The 22,445-nt window shown below is 71.8% G+C and carries 24 protein-coding genes; 6 read left to right on the top strand and 18 right to left on the bottom strand.

The genetic code is table 11. The features are described from left to right. Positions 1 to 165: 165 nt before the first annotated feature. The 4 genes from AC07AL_RS28840 to AC07AL_RS28825 all read right to left on the bottom strand — a co-directional run bounded on the left by AC07AL_RS28840 (position 166) and on the right by AC07AL_RS28825 (position 3,194). Positions 166 to 1,296 (bottom strand): methyltransferase domain-containing protein, encoded by a 1,131-nt coding sequence (locus AC07AL_RS28840; RefSeq protein ID WP_363583704.1) that lies wholly within the window; start codon positions 1,294 to 1,296, stop codon positions 166 to 168. 254 nt (positions 1,297 to 1,550) lie between these two features. Next, positions 1,551 to 2,399 carry a helix-turn-helix domain-containing protein gene (locus AC07AL_RS28835; protein ID WP_350881247.1) on the bottom strand — a complete coding sequence of 283 codons (849 nt, stop codon included), beginning with the start codon at positions 2,397 to 2,399 and terminating at the stop codon, positions 1,551 to 1,553. A 178-nt stretch (positions 2,400 to 2,577) separates the two neighbouring features. After that, complete coding sequence (locus tag AC07AL_RS28830) at positions 2,578 to 2,835, bottom strand: hypothetical protein (RefSeq protein ID WP_350881245.1); 258 nt, start codon at positions 2,833 to 2,835, stop codon at positions 2,578 to 2,580. Next, entirely contained in the window at positions 2,832 to 3,194 is a 363-nt protein-coding gene (locus AC07AL_RS28825; protein WP_478318735.1) for an ATP-binding protein, read from the bottom strand. Before AC07AL_RS28825 ends, AC07AL_RS28830 begins: the two co-directional genes overlap by 4 nt. A gap of 168 nt (positions 3,195 to 3,362) precedes the next feature. Between AC07AL_RS28825 and AC07AL_RS28820 the strand changes: the two genes are divergently transcribed. The 5 genes from AC07AL_RS28820 (at position 3,363) to AC07AL_RS28800 (ending at position 5,517) form a co-directional block, all read left to right on the top strand. Continuing rightward, the gene (locus AC07AL_RS28820) at positions 3,363 to 4,226 is read left to right on the top strand and encodes a helix-turn-helix domain-containing protein (RefSeq protein ID WP_478318733.1); all 864 of its coding nucleotides are present in this window, start codon (positions 3,363 to 3,365) and stop codon (positions 4,224 to 4,226) included. Between the two features lie 3 nt (positions 4,227 to 4,229). Beyond that, entirely contained in the window at positions 4,230 to 4,415 is a 186-nt protein-coding gene (locus tag AC07AL_RS28815) for a DUF397 domain-containing protein (protein WP_400986647.1), read from the top strand. Positions 4,416 to 4,441: 26 nt separating this feature from the next. Further along, positions 4,442 to 4,639 carry a hypothetical protein gene (locus AC07AL_RS28810; protein ID WP_400986649.1) on the top strand — a complete coding sequence of 66 codons (198 nt, stop codon included), beginning with the start codon at positions 4,442 to 4,444 and terminating at the stop codon, positions 4,637 to 4,639. Between the two features lie 13 nt (positions 4,640 to 4,652). Continuing rightward, positions 4,653 to 4,838, top strand: a complete 186-nt coding sequence (locus tag AC07AL_RS28805; RefSeq protein WP_400986651.1) for a DUF397 domain-containing protein — start codon at positions 4,653 to 4,655, stop codon at positions 4,836 to 4,838. A 274-nt stretch (positions 4,839 to 5,112) separates the two neighbouring features. Further along, a complete protein-coding gene (locus tag AC07AL_RS28800; RefSeq protein ID WP_363628127.1) occupies positions 5,113 to 5,517 on the top strand; it encodes a hypothetical protein in 405 nt (134 codons plus the stop codon). A gap of 150 nt (positions 5,518 to 5,667) precedes the next feature. On the opposite strand, the gene AC07AL_RS28795 is transcribed toward AC07AL_RS28800, so the two are convergent. The 12 genes from AC07AL_RS28795 to AC07AL_RS28740 form a co-directional block, all read right to left on the bottom strand. After that, on the bottom strand, positions 5,668 to 6,261 hold the full coding sequence (locus AC07AL_RS28795) for a hypothetical protein (RefSeq protein WP_400986655.1): 594 nt from the start codon (positions 6,259 to 6,261) through the stop codon (positions 5,668 to 5,670). A 209-nt stretch (positions 6,262 to 6,470) separates the two neighbouring features. Then, the gene (locus AC07AL_RS28790) at positions 6,471 to 7,241 is read right to left on the bottom strand and encodes an ABC transporter permease (protein WP_363583716.1); all 771 of its coding nucleotides are present in this window, start codon (positions 7,239 to 7,241) and stop codon (positions 6,471 to 6,473) included. Next, complete coding sequence (locus AC07AL_RS28785) at positions 7,238 to 8,164, bottom strand: ATP-binding cassette domain-containing protein (RefSeq protein WP_400331541.1); 927 nt, start codon at positions 8,162 to 8,164, stop codon at positions 7,238 to 7,240. The genes AC07AL_RS28790 and AC07AL_RS28785 overlap by 4 nt, the downstream gene beginning before the upstream one ends. Further along, a complete protein-coding gene (locus AC07AL_RS28780; protein WP_350881231.1) occupies positions 8,164 to 9,000 on the bottom strand; it encodes a DUF4097 family beta strand repeat-containing protein in 837 nt (278 codons plus the stop codon). Before AC07AL_RS28780 ends, AC07AL_RS28785 begins: the two co-directional genes overlap by 1 nt. 159 nt (positions 9,001 to 9,159) lie before the next feature. Continuing rightward, entirely contained in the window at positions 9,160 to 9,735 is a 576-nt protein-coding gene (locus tag AC07AL_RS28775; RefSeq protein ID WP_400986658.1) for a YlcI/YnfO family protein, read from the bottom strand. A gap of 156 nt (positions 9,736 to 9,891) precedes the next feature. After that, positions 9,892 to 10,959, bottom strand: coding sequence for an adenosine deaminase (locus tag AC07AL_RS28770; RefSeq protein WP_363583724.1), 1,068 nt, complete (start codon positions 10,957 to 10,959; stop codon positions 9,892 to 9,894). 64 nt (positions 10,960 to 11,023) lie between these two features. Then, entirely contained in the window at positions 11,024 to 12,319 is a 1,296-nt protein-coding gene (locus AC07AL_RS28765) for a DUF445 domain-containing protein (protein ID WP_363620046.1), read from the bottom strand. Positions 12,320 to 12,530: 211 nt separating this feature from the next. Continuing rightward, complete coding sequence (locus AC07AL_RS28760) at positions 12,531 to 13,826, bottom strand: nucleotide sugar dehydrogenase (protein WP_363583767.1); 1,296 nt, start codon at positions 13,824 to 13,826, stop codon at positions 12,531 to 12,533. Positions 13,827 to 13,935: 109 nt separating this feature from the next. Next, the gene (locus AC07AL_RS28755; RefSeq protein WP_363583728.1) at positions 13,936 to 15,168 is read right to left on the bottom strand and encodes a glycosyltransferase family 2 protein; all 1,233 of its coding nucleotides are present in this window, start codon (positions 15,166 to 15,168) and stop codon (positions 13,936 to 13,938) included. Between the two features lie 186 nt (positions 15,169 to 15,354). Then, positions 15,355 to 16,314 (bottom strand): ABC transporter ATP-binding protein, encoded by a 960-nt coding sequence (locus AC07AL_RS28750; protein WP_363583730.1) that lies wholly within the window; start codon positions 16,312 to 16,314, stop codon positions 15,355 to 15,357. Between the two features lie 50 nt (positions 16,315 to 16,364). Then, complete coding sequence (locus AC07AL_RS28745; RefSeq protein WP_363583732.1) at positions 16,365 to 17,192, bottom strand: ABC transporter permease; 828 nt, start codon at positions 17,190 to 17,192, stop codon at positions 16,365 to 16,367. Then, a complete protein-coding gene (locus AC07AL_RS28740; protein ID WP_478318729.1) occupies positions 17,185 to 18,054 on the bottom strand; it encodes an ABC transporter permease in 870 nt (289 codons plus the stop codon). Before AC07AL_RS28740 ends, AC07AL_RS28745 begins: the two co-directional genes overlap by 8 nt. Before the next feature lie 271 nt (positions 18,055 to 18,325). On the opposite strand from AC07AL_RS28740, the gene AC07AL_RS28735 reads away from it, so the two are divergent. Further along, positions 18,326 to 20,689 carry a transglycosylase domain-containing protein gene (locus tag AC07AL_RS28735; protein WP_478318728.1) on the top strand — a complete coding sequence of 788 codons (2,364 nt, stop codon included), beginning with the start codon at positions 18,326 to 18,328 and terminating at the stop codon, positions 20,687 to 20,689. A 56-nt stretch (positions 20,690 to 20,745) separates the two neighbouring features. Here the strand turns inward: AC07AL_RS28735 and AC07AL_RS28730 are convergent, their stop codons facing one another. After that, a complete protein-coding gene (locus AC07AL_RS28730; RefSeq protein ID WP_363583738.1) occupies positions 20,746 to 21,924 on the bottom strand; it encodes a winged helix DNA-binding domain-containing protein in 1,179 nt (392 codons plus the stop codon). Between the two features lie 96 nt (positions 21,925 to 22,020). Next, complete coding sequence (locus AC07AL_RS28725) at positions 22,021 to 22,323, bottom strand: GroES family chaperonin (protein WP_079136310.1); 303 nt, start codon at positions 22,321 to 22,323, stop codon at positions 22,021 to 22,023. Between the last annotated feature and the right edge of the window lie 122 nt (positions 22,324 to 22,445).

Below are 22,445 nucleotides of genomic sequence, written 5' to 3'. Positions count from 1 at the left end.
TGCCTACTCTTACCATTGTTCCCACGGGTTGGGAAACCTCAAAAAAAGACAAAAAAAGGGACGAAGGGGATGCGGCGGGGCTTCGAAGGCCCCCGCGCAGGAAGTCGGCCGGGCCGACTTCCTGCGCGGGGGCTCAGGTCAGGTGCCTGGGGGTTCGCGGCTGGGTCATCCGATCAGGTTGCCGGGCTCGTCGAGCCACACGTGCTGTTCGCCGGTCGGCGTCATCGTCACGCCGAAGCGGGTGAGGTCCGGTTCGCCGTCGGCGAGCCATCGTCGGCGGGCGCGGACGATCTCGTCCCACAGGCGGCGGGGCCCGGCCTGCTGGACTGCGTCGGCGGCGCCCCAGTCGTGGTGGCGGACGGACGCCCAGGAGCCGGCGCCGTCGGAGAGCCGCATCCGATAGGTGCCGCCGGGGTCCGCGTCGTCCCAGGTGTGGTGATACCGAACGCCGGGCACCCGGAGGCCGATGGCGAACGCCACGTCCACGTTCTCCAGCGCCAGCTCCGGGTCGATCGGCGACGAGCCCCGGAGGATCGGCCGGCCGGTCGGTTCGGCCACCGGGTGGGGGCGCTGGCTGCGGACCCACATGAAGCTGGCGTTGTCCACGAACTTGCCCCGGGAGGGCTCCCCCGGCACGCCGACCACCACGCGCAGGAGTCCGGCGTTGGCGTAGGGCGTGCCCCAGGGGGTGACGATCACGCCGCCGGGGCGGGTCTGTTCGAGCCAGGCACGCGGCAGTCGGCGAACCGCCGCCGTGGAATGGATGCGATCGTAAGGCGCCCGGAGGGGCCGGCCTTCGAGGCCGTCGCCGGTCGAGCAACTGGGATGGAAGCCCGCTGCGGTGAGCCGTCGGACCGCTGCGGCGGCGACCGCTCGATCGACCTCGACGGTGGTCACGTGGACGTCACCGAGCCTGGCGGAGAGGAGCGCGCTCGTCCATCCCGTGCCGGTGCCGATGTCGAGCACGGTGTTCCCGTCGACCACGTCCAGGTGCCGGAGCATTCTCGCGACGAGGGAGGGCATGGAGGCCGAGGAGGTGGCGATGCCCGGCCCGGTATCGAGGCCGTCATCGATCTGGGTGACCACCACCTCGTCGGCGTTCACCAGCGCCCACCAGGAGTCCGGGTGGTCGGCCCGGGTGATCCGGCCGTAGCCGGTCGGGCTGTCGTCGTCCGGGGCCCAGACGGAGTCCGGGACGAAGGAAGAGCGCGGGGCACGCTCGAACGCGCCCCGCCACCCCTCGCCCAGCGCCCCCGCCGATTCCATCCGCGCCAGCAACTGTGCGTATTCATCCATCAGTTGGAGCTCACTTCTTCGACGGCTTCACGGGCTTGGTCCACTGGCCGTCGGACTCCTTCGGGGACTGCTTCTTGTCCCCGTCCTCGCCACCCTTGCCGTCTCCGTGCTCGCCCATTCCGGCTCCTCTCGATCGGTGCCGGTCACTCGGGTGCCGGCAAGGTCCTGTCCGACACGGTAGAGGCCCAACCATGCCGGTGTGAGCCGCATTTCTCCGCATTTCTCCTATGCGCGGCGAGGCTTCCGCACGTTGCTCAGGTGGCTGCCAGTGCCAGCGTCGAGCGCGCACGGGAGATCAGCCGGTGTGCCGCGGGGCCGTACACCGCAGCATCGTGCAGCTTTCCCCAGACCTTCCGGTACAGAGCGATGTCGGCGGGTTCGTCGAGCCACAGCTCAGCGTTCCACGTCTCGACGATCGCGAGCCTGTCGTCGTAGATCCAGAAGCCGTGCTTGGGAATGACCGCCACCGGAGCCCCGAGCGGAACGATCCCCACCTCAACCGAGTCGAGCCCCAGCAGGCCTCCCAGACGGTCGAGTTGAGCAGCCAGAACGTCGGGCGGACAGATCTGCACGTACAGCGCGGCCTCGGACATGATGAAGCGGAAGCGCTTCCCTCGCTGGTAGAGGGACTCCTGGCGCTTCAACCGGGCACATACTCCTTCCTCGATGTCACGTGGCCCGTCATCCAGATCGGTTGCGCGAGTCAGGACGTGGCGGGCGTATTCCGCGATCTGGAAAATGCCCGGGATGATGGCAGGTTCGTAGCCGGTGGTCACCGCCGCCTCCCGGCCGTGCCTGACTCCGGCTTCCTCGCGCACCCGGTGCCCGCCGGCCAGCACCCGCTTCCATCCCCGATAGCGGTACTCCAGGCCTTGCAGCCTGCCCTTCAACTCGGCAGCGGTCTCGGGGCATCCCAGCGCTTCGGCCCACGCATGAAGATCCGCGGGAGTGGCCGTCTGCTTGCCGTTCTCCAGCTTCGAAATCTTCGACGCCGGCCAGCCCAGCCGTCCGGCGAGGTCGCGGCCGTTCACGCCCGCCTCGGTGCGCAACTCCCGTAGCCGCACACCGAGTGACAGCCGCGCCTGCTGAAAATCGGTGCTCACCACCCGGAGGCTACCTGCCGACCGAACTCGCACGTCGGTACCGCGAAGTGCCGTGCGGAATCGCAGGCTTGACATGAGGCAAGCACTGCGTAGGCGGCCGTGCGGTCGTGGAGGTGGCGGGCGCGGGTTTCGCAGAGGGCGCCGAGGAGGGAGGCCAGGAGGTTGAAGGTCAGGAGACCTAGCATCGGCGGCGGTCCCGCTCGCGCTTGTACTCGCGGAGGAGGGCGAGGAGGTTGATGAGGGTGCTGGCCGGGATGTTGCCGAGGGAGACGAGGGCGCGGCCGTTGAGGTCGGTCTCGCCGGGCTGGGCGGAGGGCCAGAGGATCCCGAACTCACGCCCCTCGGTGCGGAGTTCGACGATGAGTCCGGTGATCTGGCGGGCCGTGAGGTGGCGCAGCGCCGGATCGGCCGGATGGATGGGGTGGTGGGCGATCACGCGACACCGTCCAGCTCGAACCAAACGATTTTGCCCAGCTTCAGGGGGTCGACGCCCCACCGGTGGGTGAGGCCGGCGACCAGCTGGAGGCCCCGGCCGGACTCGGCGAGCGGGCACGGCGTTCGCTGCTCGGGGAGGGTGGAGGAGCGGTCCGCGACGGTGACGCGGAGAGTATTCGAGAGGAAGTGGATGAGGACGACGGGGGAGGTCGTCTCGCCGTGACGCCAGGCGTTGACGATCAGTTCGACGAGGGCGAGCTCGGCGTCCGCGATGGAGGAGGGCGACCAGCCGACGCGGGTCATGCCGTCGCGGAGGGTGTCGCGAGCGAGGGCGAGGGAGGGGGAGTTGAGGTTACGCACAGGGATCTCCCGGAGAGGTGAAGGGGAAATGCCGAGCGGGACAATGACGCCCATCTCGGTGATCGGTGCGTCACCGACTGTAGGGCATTGGTGGTACATGTACGGGTACTTCTACCCCAACCTTCACTCGATCGATGGATTGCTGGACCCTTCGCGGGATCGCGATGGATGCTTGAGGGCATGCCACCACGAACCACCCCGTCAGCCAGGCAGGAACGAGTAGGCACCGAGCTGCGGAAGATGCGCGACTGCGCGGGCCGCACAACTGCCGAAGCCGCCGCGTTGTTCGGATTCGCCCGACCGAAGATCACTCAGATCGAGAAGGGGCAGTACCCGATCAGCGCCGAGCGGGTACGCATGCTCGCTTGCGACTATGAGGAGAGCGATCGCGCCTTCGTGGAAGCGCTCGCGGCCATGGCCGAGGAACGCCACAAGGGTTGGTGGGAGGACTACCGAGGGTCCGTGCCGCCTGGCTTCCTCAACATCGCCGAGATGGAGTACTTCGCCAGGGGAATGCTCACCTATCAGATCTCGCACATTCCCGGCGCTATGCAGACAGAGGAGTACGGGAGAGCGATCTTCAAAGACGTCTACCCGACGCTTCCGCCTCGGCTCCTCGAAGCACGTGTCGAGCACCGACTTCAGCGCTCGGCACTACTGATGAGCGAAGGTGCTCAACCGTACTCGGCGCTGGTTCACGAAGCCGCCCTGCGCATGCTGTTCGGTGGCCGCGATGCCGCAAAGAATCAGCTGGACAAGCTGCTTGAGTACTCGGAACTTCCCCACGTGGCACTTCGAGTGATCACCTTCAGCACCAATGGGTTCATTGGTGCGGGCCAAGGCATCTTCTACGCGAAGGGGCCAGTTCCCCGCTTGGACACCGTCCAGCTCGACGCAGTAGGCGGCCCGGCGTTCCTACATGAGCAGAAGCACTTGAAGAACTACCGCCACATCATTGACACGATGGCCGAGCGGTCTCTCACCGAGAGCCAGTCTCGTGATGCCATCAGGCTTATCAAGAAAGAGATCTAAGCCATGAAGACCCTCCACTGGAAGCGCCCCAAGGCCTGCGCAGACGGCAACTCCTGCCCCGAGGTGGCCATAGGTCCCGATGTCGTATACATCCGCAGCACTCTTCTACCCGACGCCATCGCCCAACTCACCCCCACCGAATGGCGCGACCTCGTCTCCGCCATCCGCTCCGGAGAGCTTGACCTGTAGCGCGCCGAACAGAGGCGATCCGCACGATGAAAGACCTGATCTGGAAACGCCCCACGGCTCGTGGAGACGGCAACAACTGTCCCGAGGTGGCCGTTACCTCCGATGCCATCTATGTCCGCAGCAACCTCCGGCCCGACGCCATCGCCCAACTCACCACCGACGAATGGCCCAACCTCCTCTCCGCCATCCGCGCCGGCAATTTCGACCGGCAGGCCCGAACCTAGGAAGGCCAGCACAATGAAGGATCTGACCTGGCAGCGTCCTGAGTCTTGCGGCGACGCCGCGAGCTGCCCGGAGGTGGCCGTCACCTCCGACGCCGTCTATGTCCGCAGCAGCCTCCGGCCCGACGCGATCGCCCAACTCGATGTCACCGAATGGCGCGACCTCGTCTCCGCCATCCGCGCCGGCGAGTTCGACGTCTGACCCACCGCATCGGGCGGGCCGTTCGACGAACGGCCCGCCCTCCGCACACCCGGTCCTGGCCGTCCCCTTGAGACTCTTTCGCCCCTGCTGACCCAGCCGTCCGATAACCCCATATTCACAAGACGGCCTGATCCTGCCGCTCCCCAACCACCCCCGAACCGACGCCGGTTTGCCGCCGACGAGGGCCGGGGTAGTGCCGAGGAGTTCGCACTCCCACGGACTCCAAGTCCGTTGCGGGCACTGATGCTTAGACATTGCGAAGGGATCGATATCCATGAACAGGACCCTCCGGAACGCCCTCGTGGCAGTCGCCGCCGCCGGCGCCCTCGGCGCCGCCGCTGCCGCTCCCGCCATGGCCGCAGGCACCGCGCCGGCCCAGCCGACGGCCCGGGTGCAGGCCCAGCTCAGCAACCCGAAGACGGTCAAGGCCGACGACTTCAACAAGGCCCGCGACATCCTGATCAAGGCGGGCAGCAAGACGGCCGAGAAGACCCACCCGTCCCACGGTGTCAAGGACGTCCCCGTGTCCTACGGCACGAGCCTGCTCGCCGAGGCCCGCGACGAGTTCCGCGCGGCGGACAAGAACCTGCCCGAGAAGGACAAGCAGTCCGGCATGTCGCACGCCCACTACAAGGCCGTCCACGACGCGGCCAAGAAGATGGGCATCGACACCTGGTAACCCCGCCCGGGCCCGGGGGGGGGGGGCCCCCCCCCCCGGGGGGGGGTTTCCCCCCCCCCCCCCCCCCCCCCCCCCCCCCCCCCCCCCCCGGGCCCTGCCGCCCCCCAGCTCTACCGCCCCCCAGCTCTACCGGCCTCCCGGTCTCCCGGCCTACCGGGGCGTCAGACCCTGCCTGATCGGCCGGCCGTCCGGGTCGAGGGTGAACACCGCGGTCTCGGTCCCCTTCACCCCGGTCACAGCGATCCGGTCCGGCCCGGACCAGTCGATCCTGCCGAACTCGCCGCCACGGATGTCCCATTCGCCCAGTTCCCAGTGGCGGGCGGACCAACCGCTGCCGGTCAACAGCTCGACCCGGTAGATCGGGTCGATCGAGAAGGCGACGTCGGTCACGGTCAGCACGCGGTCCGGGTGCTCCGGGTGGCTCTTCCGGCTGACGGGCTGCCCGTCGCGGTCGAGCAGCAACGACAGGAGCACGGCCACCCCAGCGAGGAAGACGAGCGACACCAGGGCGGCCGCGCAGCCGACCTGCGACCACCAGGTGCGGAACTCGAACTGGATCACCAGCGAGACCACGGCCAGCACGACGGTGGCGCCGAGCAGCGGCAGCGGATGGTTGAGCCAGCGCTCGACCTCCACCAGCCCGCCTGAGAACGAGGCCTGATAGCCCGGCAGATAGACCAGGAACGCCGCCAGCGCCACACCTCTGAGCCACCACACGATCCGCTTGCGACGTGCCGCCGTCATGCGCCCCTCCCCAGGGTGAGCCTTTGCCCGGACTTTACTACCGGATGTCCGGCGGTTGGGGCTCCGATCGGCTCCGGCCCAGGCCCTGGGCGTCCACCACCACCGGCCGCGACTCGGTACCGGCCAAGACTCAGGACCGGCCACGACGCCGGGAGGCCCGGGCGGACATCGCTGTCCTCCCGGGCCTCCCGCTACCGGCCGCACCCCCGTCACCGCCGGTAGAAGACGCTCCTCGACCAGAAGTAGCCGATCAGCGTCAGCCCGGTGCACCACGCCAGCGCGCTCCAGGCGCTGTTGCCGATCGGGGTGCCCATCAGCAGCCCCCGCAGGGTCTCGATGATCGGCGTGAACGGCTGGTACTCGGCGAACCACCGCAGGGCGGTCGGCATCGAGTCGGGCGGGACGATCGCGCTGCCGATGAAGGGCAGGAACTGTATCGGCATCGGCAGGTTGCTGGCGCTCTCCACCGTCTTGGCGACCAACCCGATGCCCGCCGATATCCAGGTCAGCGCGACAGTGACGAACAGCAGCAGTCCGACGGCCGCCAGCCATTCCACCAGCCCGGCGTTGGGCCGGAAGCCCATCGCGAGCGCCGCGCCGACCACCAGGACCAGGCCGAGCATGGTCTGTATCACGCTGCCGACCACGTGCCCGGCCAGGAAGGCCGAGCGTGAGATCGCCATCGTGCGGAAGCGGTTGACGATGCCTTCCGTCATGTCGACGCAGACCCCGATCGCCGTGACCAGCGACCCCGAGGCGGCCGCCATCAGCAGGATTCCGGGTGTCACGTAGTCGATGTAGCTGCCGCCGCCGATGCCCGCGCCGAGCGCGCCGCCGAAGGCGTAGTTGAACAGCAGCAGCATCATCACCGGCATGATCACGACCGCGAAGGTCAGCGACGGATACCTCAGCGCGTGCTTGAGGTTGCGCCGCAGCATGGTCAGCGAGTCACTGACCGCGTAGCTCACCGAAGCGCTCATCGGGCGCCCTCCCCGGTCAGAGTGAGGAACACGTCGTCCAGATCGGCCGTCTCCACGACCAGCGACTCGGCCTGGACCGAGGCGTTGTCGAGCGCGTCCAGCACCGCCTTCACGGTGACCACGGAGTTGTCCCCCGGGATGTCCAGCCGCAGCGCCTCGGTGTCGACCGCCGCGTAGTCGAACAGCCCGGCGGCAGCCCCCAGTTGGGCGGCGTCCGCGAACTGGAGCCGGATCCGCCCGCCGGGGACGATCCGCTTCAGCTCGTCCGCCGTGCCCTCGGCGACGATCCGCCCGCCGTCCAAGACGGCGATCCGGTCGGCGAGTTCGTCGGCCTCCTCCAGGTACTGGGTGGTGAGGAAGATCGTCACCCCGTGGTCGGCGACCAGCCCCCGGATGATCTCCCACATCGTCCGCCGGCTGCGCGGGTCCAGCCCGGTGGTCGGCTCGTCGAGGAAGATCACCTGCGGATCGCCGACCAGCGTCATCGCCAGGTCGAGCTTGCGCCGCATGCCGCCGGAGAAGGTGACGACCGGCTTGCGCGCGGCCTCCGTGAGGTCGAACCGCCGCAGCAGATCCTCGGCCCGCCTCCGCCCCTCCCGACGGGGGAGGTGGTTGAGGTCCGCCATCAGCAGCAGGTTCTCCTCGGCGGTGAGTAGGTTGTCCACCGCCGAGAACTGGCCGGTGACACCGATCGCCGCCCGCACCCCGGAGGCCTGCTCGACCACGTCGTGCCCGGCCACCCGGGCCACCCCGCCGTCGGCCGGGATCAGGGTGGAAAGGATCTGCACGGTGGTGGTCTTGCCGGCGCCGTTCGGCCCGAGCAGGGCGAACACGCTGCCCGCCGGGATCTCCAGGTCGATGCCGTTCAGCACGGCCTTGTCGCCGTAGGACTTGGTCAGTCCGACTGCCGAGATCGCCGCCATCACGCCCTCCGGATCACGACGTCGCCGAGCTGGGTGCGGCCGCGGACCTCGACGGTCTCCCGGGCGTCGCCCGGGCCCTGCGCCGCGCCGAGGGCGTTGCGCACGGTGCCGACCTTGCTGTGCACGTCGAGCCAGGCCGCCGTGCCCTCCGCGATGCCGACCTCCAAGTCCCCCAGGGAGGTCTGCATGGTGACCTGGCCGCGCACCACCCGGCCGATCCGGATCGGGCCGTGCGCCGTCTTGGCGTCCACCCCCGCGTGGGCGGTGCCGACCTCGATCCGGCCGAAGGAGGAGCTCGCCTTGAGCGCCCCGTGGACCTCGCGGACCTCCGTGTCGCCGTTGCTGTTCTTGACCGTCAGCGCGCCCCCGACCGTGCCGACCGCGACCCGGCCGAGCCCGGAGACCTCCGCGTCCCCGTCGACCGAGTCGACCCGGACCTCCCCGTGGTCGGTCTTGAGCCGCGCGCTCGCGGCCTGCTCGACCTGGATCCGGCCGAGCGAGGTCTTCAGCCGGCAGTCGCCGAGCGGGCCTTCGGCGACGAAGGTGGCCATCGGGGCGTCGGCGTTGATCTCCGAGCCCGCCGGCAGCTCGATCAGGATGTCGATCGAGCCGATCCGGCCGAACGGCGAGCGCTTCTTCGGGCCCTTGAGGGTGAACCGGCCGCCGGCGTAGTCGACCTGGGTCTGCTGGGCGGCCTTGACGTCGGCCTCCTCGGCGGGGTTGGCGGGCTTGACCTCGACCACGGTGTCGGTGCGCTTGCTCGCGCTGATCCGCACCGAGCCGATCTCGAATTCGAGGGTGGCGGAGATCGGTCCGTCGGTCTCGTACGTAGGCATGGCTGTCCCGTCCTCTTGACTCTGATGGGTGTTCCCGCTGGTCGGAGCGGGGGTGACGTCGTTGCGGATGGAGCGCGGATGGAGCGGATGGAGCGGGTCTAGCAGGCGGAGCGGGTCGAGCGGGCGGAACGGATGGAGCGGGTAGAGCGGGCGGAAGCGTCAGTGGACCCAGCCGGTGAAGCCCTGGCCGCCGCGGCGCGGGCGGACCGCGGGCTGGGGGGCCGGTGCGGCGGCCGGGCGGGCGGCCGGCTCGCCGGCCTCCAGCGCGCCGGCGACGGCCCGGACCAGCCAGGCGTTGAGGGAGAGGCCCTCCTGCCCGGCGGCCTCCTCAGCCCGGGCCTTGAGGTGGGCGGGCAGGCGCAGGTTGATCCGGGCCGTGCCCGTCTCGTCCGACTCCGGCACCACGGGCGGCGCCACTGGTGCCACCGACGCCACCATCGGCGCCATCGGTGGCACCACGGGCGGCGCATCGCCGTGGAAGGTGTCGGCGCCGGGCGGTACGGTGACGACGAACTCGGGATCGAGCCCGCGCAGCCGCACGTCCACCGAGCCGGGGGCGAGCTCGCGGGTCACTTCGCCCATCGCGGCCGAGAGCGCGTTGAGCAGGGTGAGCCGCACGGCCGAATCCAGCGGCAGCGTCAGCCGCTCGGCCAGCGCACGGGCTTCGTCCCCGCCCGTGCCCGCGGCCACCGCGAGCTCGTTCCGAAGGTTTTCGACGTACGGCGTGAGGTCCATGGCTTCAGCATGGCACAGCAGTGGTGCCATGTCGAGCCATTAGTGGCGCCACTTTGGCACCACCTCCGGGCGGGAACAGAGAACCGCCCCGCCGGCAGGTGCCGGCGGGGCGGTTCACGGGGCTCACGGGGCGTCCACCAGGGCGGACGCCGGGAATCAGGCCTTCCAGCCCGCCAGGTACGCGTCGATCTCGCCGGCCAGCCGCGCCTTGCCCGCCACGTCCAGGAAGGACGCCTCGACCGCGTTGCGCGCCAGCGCCGCCACCCCGGACTCGTCCAGGCCCAGCAGCCGCGCCGCGACGGCGTACTCGGTGTTGAGGTCGGTGCCGAACATCGGCGGGTCGTCGCTGTTGATCGTGACCAGCAGCCCGGCGTCCACCATCCGCTTGATCGGGTGCTCCTCGATCCGCTCCACCGCCCGGGTGGCGATGTTGGAGGTCGGGCAGACCTCCAGCGGGATCCGGTGCTCACCCAGGTGGTCCAGCAGCGCCGGGTCCTTCACCGACTGCGTGCCGTGCCCGATGCGCTCGGCGCCGAGCACCCGGATCGCGTCCCAGACCGTCTCCGGCCCGGTGGTCTCGCCCGCGTGCGGGACGCTGCGCAGGCCGGCCGCCCGCGCCCGGTCGAAGTAGGGCTTGAACTGCGGGCGCGGCACACCGATCTCCGGGCCGCCGAGGCCGAAGCTGACCAGGCCCTCGGGGGCCAGGTCGACGGCGAGTCGGGCGGTCTCCTCGGCGGCCTCCAGACCGGCCTCGCCGGGGATGTCGAAGCACCAGCGCAGTACGACCCCGAGCTCCTTCTCGGCGCGCAGCCGGGCGTCCTCGATCGCCTCCATGAAGGCGACGTCCGGGATGCCCCGCTTGACCGAGGAGTACGGGGTGATGGTCAGTTCGGCGTACCGGATGTTCTGGCGCGCCATGTCCTCGGCCACGCCGTAGGTGAGCGCGCGGACGTCCTCGGCGTCGCGGATCAGGTCCACGACGCTCAGGTAGACGTCGATGAAGTGCGCGAAGTCGGTGAAGGTGAAGTACTCGGCGAGCGCCGCCGGGTCGACCGGCACCTTCGACCGGCCGCGGTGGCGGGCCGCCAGCTCGGCGACGACGCGCGGCGAGGCCGAACCCACGTGGTGGACGTGCAGCTCCGCCTTGGGCATCCCGGCGATGAACGCCTCGATGCCCCCCTGGCCACTGGGGTTTCCGATCCGACTTCCGTCCGGCTGGACCACGGTGGTTCCCTACTTCCTCTACGCGCGTACCGACAGGTGCTGGCAAGGATAGGCCGCCCCGGGGTCAGCCTCCGAGGGCGGTCGCGACGGTGTGGATGAGCAGCCCGGCCATGGCGCCGACCACGGTGCCGTTGATCCGGATGAACTGCAGGTCGCGGCCCACGTTGGCCTCGATCTTGCGGGAGGCGTCGTCGGCGTCCCAGCCCGCCACCGTCTCGGAGATCAGCGAGGTGATCTCGGCGCGGTAGGTGTCGACCAGGTACTGGGCGGCGTCCTGGAGCCAGCCGTCCACCTTGGCCTGGAGCTTGGCGTCGGTGGCCAGGCGTGCACCGAAGCTGCCCACGCCCTCGCGGATGCGCCGGCGCAGTTCGCTGTCCTCGTCTCCGGCCGCGTTCACCACCAGGGTGCGGACGGCCGCCCAGGTGGAGGCGATCAGGTCCTGCACCTCGGGCCGGGCCAGCAGTTCCACCTTGGCCCGCTCCACCCGGGCGATGGTCTCCGGGTCGGTCTGCAGTTCGGTCGCGAAGTCGGCGAGGAAGTTGTCGATGGCACCGCGGGCCGGGTGGTCCGGGTCGTCCCGGATGTCGGTGACGAACCGCATCAGCTCCTTGTAGACCCGCTCGCCGACCTGGTGGTCGAGGAACTTGGGCGTCCAGCCCGGGGTCTTCTGGGTGACCCGCTGGACCACCTCCTCGTGGTTGGCGGTCAGCCAGCCGTGCGCCCGGACGGCCACCAGGTCGACCACGCCGTGGTGCCCGCCGTCCGCGACCACCTTGCCCAGCATCCGGCCCATCGGCTCGGCCACCGAGGTGGCCGCCGCACGCCTGGTCACCGCCTCGGCGACGACCGCCTGCACGTCGTCGTCCCGGAGCACCGCGAGCACCCCGCGCAGCGCCGCCGAGGCCTCCTTGGTGACCCGCTCGGCGCTGCCCGGCGCGGCCAGCCACTCCCCCAGCCGCCGGGCGATGCCCAGCGCCGCGAGGCGCCCGCGCACCACGTGGCCGGAGAGGAAGTTGTCGCCGACGAAGTCGCCGAGCGAGCGCCCGAAGGCGTCCTTCTTGGTCGGGATGATCGCGGTGTGCGGGATCGGCAGGCCGAACGGGCGGCGGAACAGCGCCGTCACCGCGAACCAGTCGGCCAGCGCGCCGACCATGCCCGCCTCGGCGGCCGCCGCCACGTACCCGGCCCAGGCGCCGGCGCCGGCCGCCTTGGCCCAGGTGGCGAGGGCGAAGACCAGGCTCGCGAAGGCCAGCAGGCCGGTCGCGATGGTCTTCATCCGGCGGACGCCATGTCTCTTCTGCTCGTCGGCGGCGGTGAACCGGACCCCGGGGCCCGTACCGCTGAAGGCTTCGTCACTCACCCCGCCAGTCTGCCCGCTGCCCGGCGCGGGCGAGGGCGCGCCCCGCGATCACGCGCCTGGTCACGCGACCGGGCACGCCTCGCGCGCCGCCGCGCGCACGCCCCGTACCCGCCCCCTCACACCGTGTGCGGTCCACCGTGCCCGCCGACGCGGCGCCCCGCACGCCCGTCAGAGCCTGAAACCGCACCCCCTCGGGCTCCGCCCAGCACGATCACGCCCCGCCCAGCACGATCCGCCGCACCCCCTCGACCGCCCACGCCGCCGGATCCGTGCACCGCCTCCCGTCCAGCAGCACCCGCACCCCCGGCAGGTCCTCCGGTGCCAGCTCCCGGTACTCCGGGTGGTCCGCCTGGAGCACCGCCGCCACCACCGGCTCCCCGTCGTACGGGGGCAGCCCGAGCGCCGCCAGCTCCCCGCCCCGGTACAGCGGATCGCTGACGTACGGCCGCGCCCCCGCCGCCCGAACCGCCTCGACCAGCGGGAACACCCCGGAGTACGCCGTCTCCTTGACCCCGCCCCGGTACGCCGCCCCGAGCACCAGCACGCCCTGCCCGGCGATCCCGCCCGCCAACGCGCCGTCCAGCACCCCGACCGCGTACCCGGGCATCTCCAGGTTGGCCTCCCGGGCGGCCCGCACGACCGTCGCGCCCGGGTCGTTCCACAGGTACAGCCGCGGGTACACCGGGATGCAGTGCCCGCCGACCGCGATGCCGGGCCGGTGCAGGTGGCTGTACGGCTGCGAGTTGCACGCGTCGGCGATCTCCGCGAAGTCCACCCCGACCCGGTCGGCGTACCGGGCGAACTGGTTGGCCAGCGCGATGTTGACGTCCCGGTAGGTGGTCTCGGCGAGCTTGGCGAACTCCGCCGCCTCCACCGAGGCCAGCTCCCAGACGCCGTTGGGCCGGGGCAGGTCGGGACGCGGGTCGAAGTCCAGCGCGGCCCGGTAGAACTCGGCGCCGCGCCGGGTCGAGGCCGCGTCCACGCCGCCGACCAGCTTGGGGTAGCGCCGCAGGTCGGCGAAGACCCGCCCGGTGCGGACCCGCTCCGGGCTGAACACCAGCGCGAAGTCCGCCCCGGCGGCCAGCCCGGAGCCGGCCGCCAGCCGGGGCGCCCAGCGGCCCCGGGTGACGCCGACCGGCAGGGTGGTCTCGTAGCTGACCAGGGTGCCCCGGCGCAGCCCGGCGGCGACGGCGTCGGTGGCCGCGTCGAGCAGGCCGAAGTCCGGGGTGCCGTCGGCGGCGGTGACCAGCGGGACGACCAGCACCACGGCCTCGGCGGCGGCGACGGCGGCCGTGGTGTCGGTGGTGGCCCGCAGCCGCCCCTCGGCGACCACCTGCTTCAGGGCCTCGTCCAAACCCGCCTCCCGGGGGAACGGCGGCACGCCCTGGTTGACGCTGCGGACGACCCCGGGAGCGATGTCCGCCCCCGTCACCCGGTGACCCTTCAGCGCGAACTGCACGGCCAGCGGCAGGCCCAGCTTGCCCAGCCCGACCACGCACACGTCCATCGTCCGGCTCATCCCCGCACCCCGTTCATCCCCGCACCCCGTTCATCCTCGTGTCCCCTTTCCTCCGGGGCCCCCAGCCTCCGGCGGCCCCGGCCTCCGGGGCCCCCGCTCACCCCCGGCCCCCGTTCACCGTGTTGGCGAGCCGGCGCCACACCGGGTAGCGCCGCAGCCCGCGCCGCAGCTGGGCCGGCACGGCGCCGCGCCACAGCTGCTGGGCCAGGTTGAGCGGCGGGACCTCCGGTGGCAGCCGCACCGGCTCCTCGCCCAGCAGGAACAGCTCGTCCGGCAGCCCCAGCCGGGCGTCCCGGAACGCCGGGTAGCCCGCGTAGTGCCGCCGCCCGTCGACGACCACCGGCGGGTCGCCGTGCGCGGCCTCGTACCGGATCAGGTCCCGCAGCGCCTCCGGCCGGACGGCGGCGGCGAGTTCGAGCCGCAGCCGCTCGGCGACGGGCAGCCGCGGGTAGACCGCGCGGGCGTCGAAGCGCTCGATCAGCCGGCCGACCTCGGCGCAGACCTGCTCCTGGACGGCGTCGTCGAGCAGCAGGAAGTCGTCCTGGAGCAGCCGCGGCACGTCCCAGGCGAAGCTGCGGGCCCGGATCGCGTCCAACTCCCCTCCGGGCGCGGCCAGATCGGCGGCGACCTGCTGCAACGCCGCGATCCCGCGCAGCCGGTCCAGCACCCCGGCCCGCTGGGTGACGTTGCCCAAGTCCTCGCGCAGCACCAGGAAGTAGCAGTCGTAGTCGGCGAGGACGGACACCCGGGCCGCCCGCAGGCAGGCCTCCAGGGTGAACGGCTGGTCCGAGAAGACCTTCAGCTCCTCGTCGCGGCGCAGCCCGTGGCGCCGGACGAGGTCCATCCGGAACAGCTTGGTGTCGGACAGCGCCCAGGCCAGCGCCGAGTCGGTGAAACCGACGGACTCGGCGTTGGCGTGGAAGATCCCCTGCGGCACCAGCCGCCCGTTCACCCCGACCTGCTTGGGCACCAGCACGTCCGAACCCCAGGCGTCGGCCGCCGTGACCAGCCGCTCCAGCGCCTCGGCGCCGAGCCAGTCGTCCGCGCCGAGGAACAGCACGTAGCGGCCGCGGGCCAGCGCCAGGCCCCGGTTCGTGGGGGCCGCCGGGCCGCCCGAGTTGGGCTGGTGCACCACCCGGAACAGCCCGGGGTGGCGGGCGGCGTAGTCGTCCAGGACGGCCTCGCCGCCGTCCGTGGAGCCGTCGTCGACGACCACCACCTCCAGCCGCCCGGGCGCCAGGGTCTGCCCGACCAGCGAGTCCAGGCAGGCGGTGAGGTAGGGCATGGTGTTGTAGACCGCGACCACCACGGTCACATCGGGTCCGGTCATCGAGAAGCGCTGCCCTCCGGTGTGCTGTTCGCCGAGCGATGCAACGTCAACTCGGCTGCCCGCCGGGGAGTCACGTGCCCTCCCCGGACGGGTGACAGCGCCCGAACGGACGTTTCAGGGCGTCCAAGGCGTCCAAGGCGTCCAGGCCGTCCAGGCCGTCCAGGCCGTCCCGGCCGTCCAGGAGGCTCAGCCGATCGCCGCCTCCGTGTACATCCGCGCGATCACGTCCTCGATCGCCGGCTCGCGCACCGACAGGTCCACCAGCGGATAGCGCGCGGCCACCGCCGCCACGATCGGCGCGGCGCTCTGCTGCGCCGGGAAGGCCAGCCACTGCCGGGGCCCCTCGACCTTCACCACCCGGGCCCCGTCCACCTCGATCTCGGGCCGGGCCTCGGCCAGGTCGACCACCAGGGTGCGCTCGCTGCGCCCGGTGGCGTGCAGGCCGTCCAGCCCGCCGTCGTAGACGACCCGGCCGTGGTCGATCACCATCACCCGGCCGCAGAGCTGCTCGATGTCGGTCAGGTCGTGCGTGGTGAGCAGCACGGTGGTGCCCCGGTCCCGGTTCACCTCGCGCAGGAACTCGCGCACCTTCCCCTTGCTGACCACGTCCAGGCCGATGGTCGGCTCGTCCAGGTAGAGCACCTGCGGGTCGTGCAGCAGCGCCGCCGCGAGGTCGCCGCGCATCCGCTGGCCGAGCGAGAGCTGGCGGACGGGGGTGTCCAGCAGTCCTTCCAGGTCGAGCAGTTCGACGCAGCGGGCGAGGTTCTCGCGATATCGGCGGTCGGGGATGCGGTAGATCCGGCGGGCGAGTTCGAAGGAGTCGCGGAGCGGGAGGTCCCACCAGAGCGTGGTGCGCTGGCCGAAGACGACGCCGATCCGGCGGGCCAGCGCGACGCGTTCGCGGGCCGGGTCCGCTCCGGCGACGCGCAGCCGCCCGCCGCTGGGCACGAGGATGCCGGTGAGCATCTTGATGGTGGTCGACTTGCCGGCGCCGTTGGGGCCGATGTAGCCGACGCACTCGCCGGCCTCGACGGTGAAGCTCAGCCCGTCCACCGCGCGCACCTCGCGCCTGACCCGGCTGAAGCGGCCGGTGCGGACCCGCACGGTGAAGGTGCGGCGGACGTCCTCGAGTTCGATCAGTGCCATGGGGGTTCCTTGCGTAGGAGGGGGGTTCGGCTGCCGGTGCCTCGGTAGCTTCAGCTGCCGGTGCCGCGGTAGGCGCGCAGCCCGGCCCGCCAGGCGAGCCCGGCGGCGGCGACGCAGAGCGCGGCGGCGAGCGGGGAGGCGTACTGGAAGGCGGTGGGCAGGCCGAGCGGGTCGGGCCGGCCGAGGACGTGCAGGGCGGGCAGCCAGTTGACGAAGGCCAGCGGGACGCCGAAGACCACGCCGGCCACCAGTTCCTTGGCGAAGATGGTCGGCGGGTAGTGCAGCAGGGTCGCGCCGCCGTAGGTGAAGGAGTTCTGGATCTCCTTGGACTCGCCCCACCAGAACTGCACGGTCGCGCCGCCGACGTAGATCGCACCGAAGATGACGCTGCCGCAGACCAGCAGGGCGGGCACCAGCAGCACGCGGTCCCAGGTCCAGTGGACGTCCAGGGTGGCCAGTGACCAGGCGAGCACCGCCAGGGCCTGGATGGGGCGGCCGAGCCGGCGCAGCGAGAAGCGTTCGGCGCACAGTTGGGCGAGCGCGGGCGCGGGCCGGATCAGCATGGTGTCCAGCGATCCGTTGACGATCCGCACGCCGAGGCCCTCGACCGAGCCGACCAGCAGGTTGGCCACGCCGAGGGCGAAGGTCGCGGTGCCGTAGAGGAAGGCGATCTCCGGCAGTCGCCAGCCGCCCAGCTGGTCGGTGTGCCGGAACATCAGCACCAGGACGACGAAGTCCAGCGAGTGCGTGGCCAGGCTGGCCACCAGGTTCAGGGCGAAGGAGGCCCGGTAGGCCATCATCGAGCGCATCCACATCCGGGCGCACAGCCACCAGGAGCGGACCGCCCACGCGGTGCGGGGCACGATCGGCTCAGCCACCCTGCACCACCACCTTGCGGGTCGCCAGCCACTGGGCGCCCCGGCCCGCGGCGAGCAGGGCGACGGCCCAGGCGAGCTGGAAGCCGAGCGCGCCGAGCAGGCCGGCGCCGGTCGAGCGCTCCAGGAAGACGTCGGTCGGCACCTTCACCAGCGCCGCCCAGGGCAGCACCGTGGCGAGGTCGCCGAGCAGGCCGGGGAAGAGCACGATCGGCAGCAGCATCCCGGAGAAGAACATCGAGACCACCAGCATCACCGAGCGCACCCCGTCCGAGTCGTGCAGCCAGAAGCCGGTGATCGAGACCAGGAAGCGCAGCCCGAAGCTGACCACCAGCGCGAGCAGCACCGAGAGCAGGAAGACCGCCCAGGTCAGCGGCTGCTCGGGCATCCGGGTGCGGAACACCAGGGCGCCGACCAGCAGCGGCACGGTGCCACGGACCAGCAGTTGGAAGGCGGCCCGGCCGAGGTCGGTGGCCAGCCACCAGCCCTGGAAGTCGACCGGACGGTAGAGGTCGACGGCGATGTCCCCGCTGCGGAAGCGGTCCTGGAGGTCGTCCTGGAAGCCGCCGCCCCACACCGCGACGGTGACCAGCAGGGCCTGGCTGACCCAGATGTAGGTGACGGCCTGGCTCTGGTCGTAGCCGCCGAGGCTGGGGCGGGCCTGCCAGAGGGCGAGGAAGGAGGAGGCCAGGATGATGCCGAAGACGGTGTTGGTGAAGGTGCCGGCCACGGTGGCGGCCCGGTAGGTGGAGTAGCGGCGGAAGGCGCCGCGGGCGACGGCCGCGTAGAGCCCGAGGACGGGGAGCGGCCCGGTGGGATCAGGAGGGCGTGCGGTCCGCGTCTCCGGGGGCGCGAGATTCAGCATATTGTCTCCTTGTCGACAAATACGGGCAGGTGGATGCCCGCCGACGTCCGCGCACACCCCAGCGGCTCCGACCGGCCGCACCCGGGGGTACCGGGCCGAACGCGCGGAGCTGACGGAACTGGGTGCGCTATGCGAGTGCGCCACGTGAGGCGCTACCTGGTTTGCACCTTTCACCGTAGCGCCGAGGACCAGCCGCCGCACCCGGTTTCCCCGAGCACGCCAACCCCCCGACCACCCCCTGATCGGCCATCAAATAGCACATAATCGCGGCATGACCTTGAGCACCCGACGCCAGGCCAAACGAGCCGCCCGCCGCGCGGCCCGCCGAGCCCTCCCCCGCTGGCGCCGGCTCCTGCCCACCTGGCGCATCACGCTCGGCGCCCTCACCGCCGCGCTCCTGCTCACCGTCGGCGCCTTCGCCGTGCTCTACGTCATCGTCCCGGTGCCCGATCCCAACGCCCACGCCGTCGCCCAGAACAACATCTACCTCTACGCCGACGACACCACCGAGATCGCCCGCACCGGCGCCGTCAACCGCACCGACGTCACCATCGACCAGATCCCCCCGCAGACCCAGCACGCCGTCGTCTCCGCCGAGGACCGCACCTTCTACCGCAACCGCGGCATCGACCTCAAAGGCATGCTCCGGGCCGGCTGGAACACCCTCACCGGCAAGGGCACGCAGGGCGGCTCCACCATCACCCAGCAGTACGTCAAGAACTACTACCTGACGCAGGACAAGACCATCGAACGCAAGGGCCGCGAACTCTTCATCGCCCTCAAGGTCGACCAACAGCGCGACAAGCCCGAGATCCTCGCCGGCTACCTCAACAGCAGCTACTTCGGCCGCGGCGCCTACGGCATCCAGAGCGCCGCCCACGCCTACTACGGCGTCGACGTCTCCGCCCTCACCCTCGCCCAGGGCGCCTACCTCGCCTCCCTCCTCCAGGCCCCCAGCAGCTACGACGTCAAGACCGCCACCCCCGCCAACCGCGAGAAGGCCATCGCCCGCTGGCACTACACCCTCGACGGCATGGTCCAACTCGGCTTCCTCACCGACGCCGAACGCACCGCCACCACCTTCCCCGAACCGATCGACCCCCAGCCCGCCACCGGCCTCTCCGGCCAGGCCGGCTACCTCGTCGGCGTCGCCGACGACTACCTCGTCTCCGCCGGCATCATCGACACCGCCACCCTCAAGGCCGGCGGCTGGCGCATCACCACCACCTTCGACAAGCCCAAGCAGGACGCCTTCCACAAGGCCGTCCAGGACGAACTCACCGACGAACTCGACCCCCAGCGCCGCCCCGCCACCGACACCGACGTCCGGGTCGCCGGCGCCTCCGTCGAAACCGCCACCGGCCGCGTCGTCGCCGTCTACGGCGGCCCCGACTACGCCAAACAGCCCTACAACGACGCCCTGCGCCAGGACAACCAGATCGGCTCCACCTTCAAACCCGTCGACCTCGCCGCCGGCCTCATCGCCCAGCACACCCTCGACGGCCGGCAGATCACCCCCGACACCCGCTACGACGGCACCAGCGAACGCCCCGTCACCGGCGGCCCCACCCCCTACGCGCCGCCCAACGAGGACGACGTCGACTACGGCAACATCACCCTGCGCTACGCCATGGTGAAGTCCGTCAACTCCGTGTACGCGCAGGAGGGCGTCGATGCCGGCCTCGCCCGCGTCCGCGACACCGCCGTCAAACTCGGCATTCCCGACAGCGTCCGCGGCATGGACCCGGCCAACACCTCGATGACCCTCGGCACCGCCACCCCCAGCGCCCTCGACCTGGCCGGCGCCTACGCCACCCTCGCCAACCACGGCCAGGCGAACGCCCCGTGGTCCGTCCTCAAACTCGCACGCGTCCACACCGGCGGCGCCGTCGACGCCCCCAAGATGCCCGACCACACCCCCGTCGACGCCATCGACCGGCCCTACGCCGACACCGTCACCGACGTCCTGCGCGACGTCATCGGCCCCCGCGGCACCGGCGCCGCCGCCCTCGACCTCGGCCGCCCCGCCGCCGGCAAGACCGGCACCACCGACTCCAACCTCTCCGCCTGGTTCGCCGGCTACACCCCCGAACTCGCCACCACCGTCGGCCTGTTCCGCGAGAACCCGAAGACCCACGCCAAGGAACCACTGGCCGGCACCGCGGGACTCGCCCGGATCAACGGCGGCACCTTCCCCACCCGGATCTGGACCGCCTACATGAGCGCCGCCCTCGACGGCACCGCCACCCAGCAGTTCGACCTCCAGACCGGCCGCGACACCCCCGCCCCCGGATTCAGCCCCAGCAGCAGCGCCACCACCACCCCCAGCCCCACCGCCACCGCCCCCACCACCGGCGGCGGCAGCAGCGAGGAACCCCCCAGCAGCACCCCCGTGCCCGACACCCCCACCCACGCCCCCAGCGCGCCCGCCCCGCAGCCCACCACCACCCAGGAACAGCCCAGCCCGCAGGCACCCCAGCCCACCGCCACCCAGGAGCAGTCCAGCCCCACCCCCCGACCCACCCAGACCCGGCCCACCCACCCGACCACGCCACCCAGCACCACCGGCGCCGCCACCAACCCGGCGACGAGCGCGACACCACCGGCCCAGCGAGCCACCCCTCCCGCCCAGTGAGCAACCCCCTGAGCGGTGCCCCCCCCGAGCGGTGAACCACCCCGCCGGCCGGTGAACTACCCCGCCACCAACTCCCGCTCCAACGGCGACCGGAACCGCGGCGTCACCCGCACATCCCCCAACCAGCCCGCCAGGCGCGCCGCCTCCGCCGCGATCGCCGCCCCGGCCTCCGCCCCCACATCACCGAACAGCCGCCACACCACCTCACCGTCCGGCCGCTGCGCCCAGCCGCCCACCACCCGGCCGCACCACCACACCGTCGGCCCGGCGTTGCCCGCCCGGTCGAACAGCGCCGGCACGTCCTCCGGCCGCAGGTACCAGTCCCGCCCCCGCCAGCCCATCACCGTCGGATCCAGCCCCGGCAGCAGCGCCGCCCACGGCTCCGGCTCCGCCACCGGCCCGGCGTCCCCCGGCAGCACCAGCGCCGCCGCCCCGCCCGCCAGCTCCACGTCCTCGGCGCCCACGTCCGCCAGCGCCCGGCGGGTGTCCCCCAGCGTCCAGCCCGTCCACCACTTCACGTCCTCGACGGTCGCCGGGCCGTACCCGGCCAGCCAGCGCCGCACCACCTCCGCCTTCGCCTCCCGCACCGGCGCCTCCGGCCACTGCGGCACCGGCGCCCACGGATAGACGTTGCTCAGCCACGACCCGCGCGGGCGGCCCCGCCGCACGTGCCCGTCCGCGGCCAGCAGCCGCAGCAGCCGACTGCCCACGCTCTGCCGGTTCTCGTACGGCTTGCCCGCCGACATCAGCATCGTCTCGCGCAACTCCGGCACGTCGTCGCCGAGTTCCTTCGTCGTCGCCTCGCCGCGCCGGGCCACGGCGGCCAGCACCGCGCGCTCCGCCCCGGCCAGCCGCGCCTCGTCCCAGCCGTCCGCGTGGTCCCGCAGGTGCTTGAGCAGCGTCGCCCGCTCCCTCGCCGCGATCGCCCGCGCCGTCGACGAACTCACGTGCGGCGCGAAGCCCTCCGTCACCGCGAACAGCGTCCGCCGCATCGACAGCAGCTTCACCAGCGTGACGTCCTCGTACAGCGCCCGGTCCACCTCCGCCACCGACGGCTCCACCAGCCGCGCGCACGCCGACAGGTACACCGTCGCCGGGTCCGACGCGTGCAGCCCCACCAGCGCGTCCGCCACCTGCTCCACCCGCGCCACCCGCACCGACGGCGCCAGCAACTGCCGCCGCCCCACCCGGGCCCGCCGCTCACCCTCGCCGATCACCGGCACACGCCTCGTCATGCCCGGACCCTAGCCCCCACCACCGACAGGCCCGGACGCAAGGAGCCGGCCGGGGCACCGCCCCGACCGGCTCACGCCACGTCCGTGCTCAGAGGTTCAGAGGTAGAGCCCGGTCGAGCCCTCCGTGTCGCCGAAGCGGGTCGCCGCCACCGCGTGCAGGTCACGCTCGCGCAGCAGCACGTAGGTGGCGCCGCGGACCTCGACCTCCAGCTTGTCCTCCGGGTCGTACAGCACCCGGTCGCCCGGCTCCACCGAGCGGACGCTCTGGCCCACCGCGACGGCCTCCGCCCAGGTGCAGCGCTTGGACAGCTCCGCGGTCGCGGGGATCAGGATGCCGCCGGTCGAGCGGCGCTCGCCCTCGCTGCCCTCGATCCGCACCAGCACGCGGTCGTGCAGCATCCGGATCGGCAGCTTCTCGCCCAGCCGGTCGTGCCGCGCCGCCTCGTACTCGGGTGCGGCGGAGGAGGCCTGCGGGGTCGGTTCGTCGTTCGTACTCACGATCCCGAAGGTACCGCCCCCGG

The sequence above is a fragment of the Kitasatospora sp. NPDC043949 genome, assembly GCF_056435365.1.
Note: the sequence above shows the minus strand (reverse complement) of the source record. Positions and strands in the feature narration are given on the sequence as shown.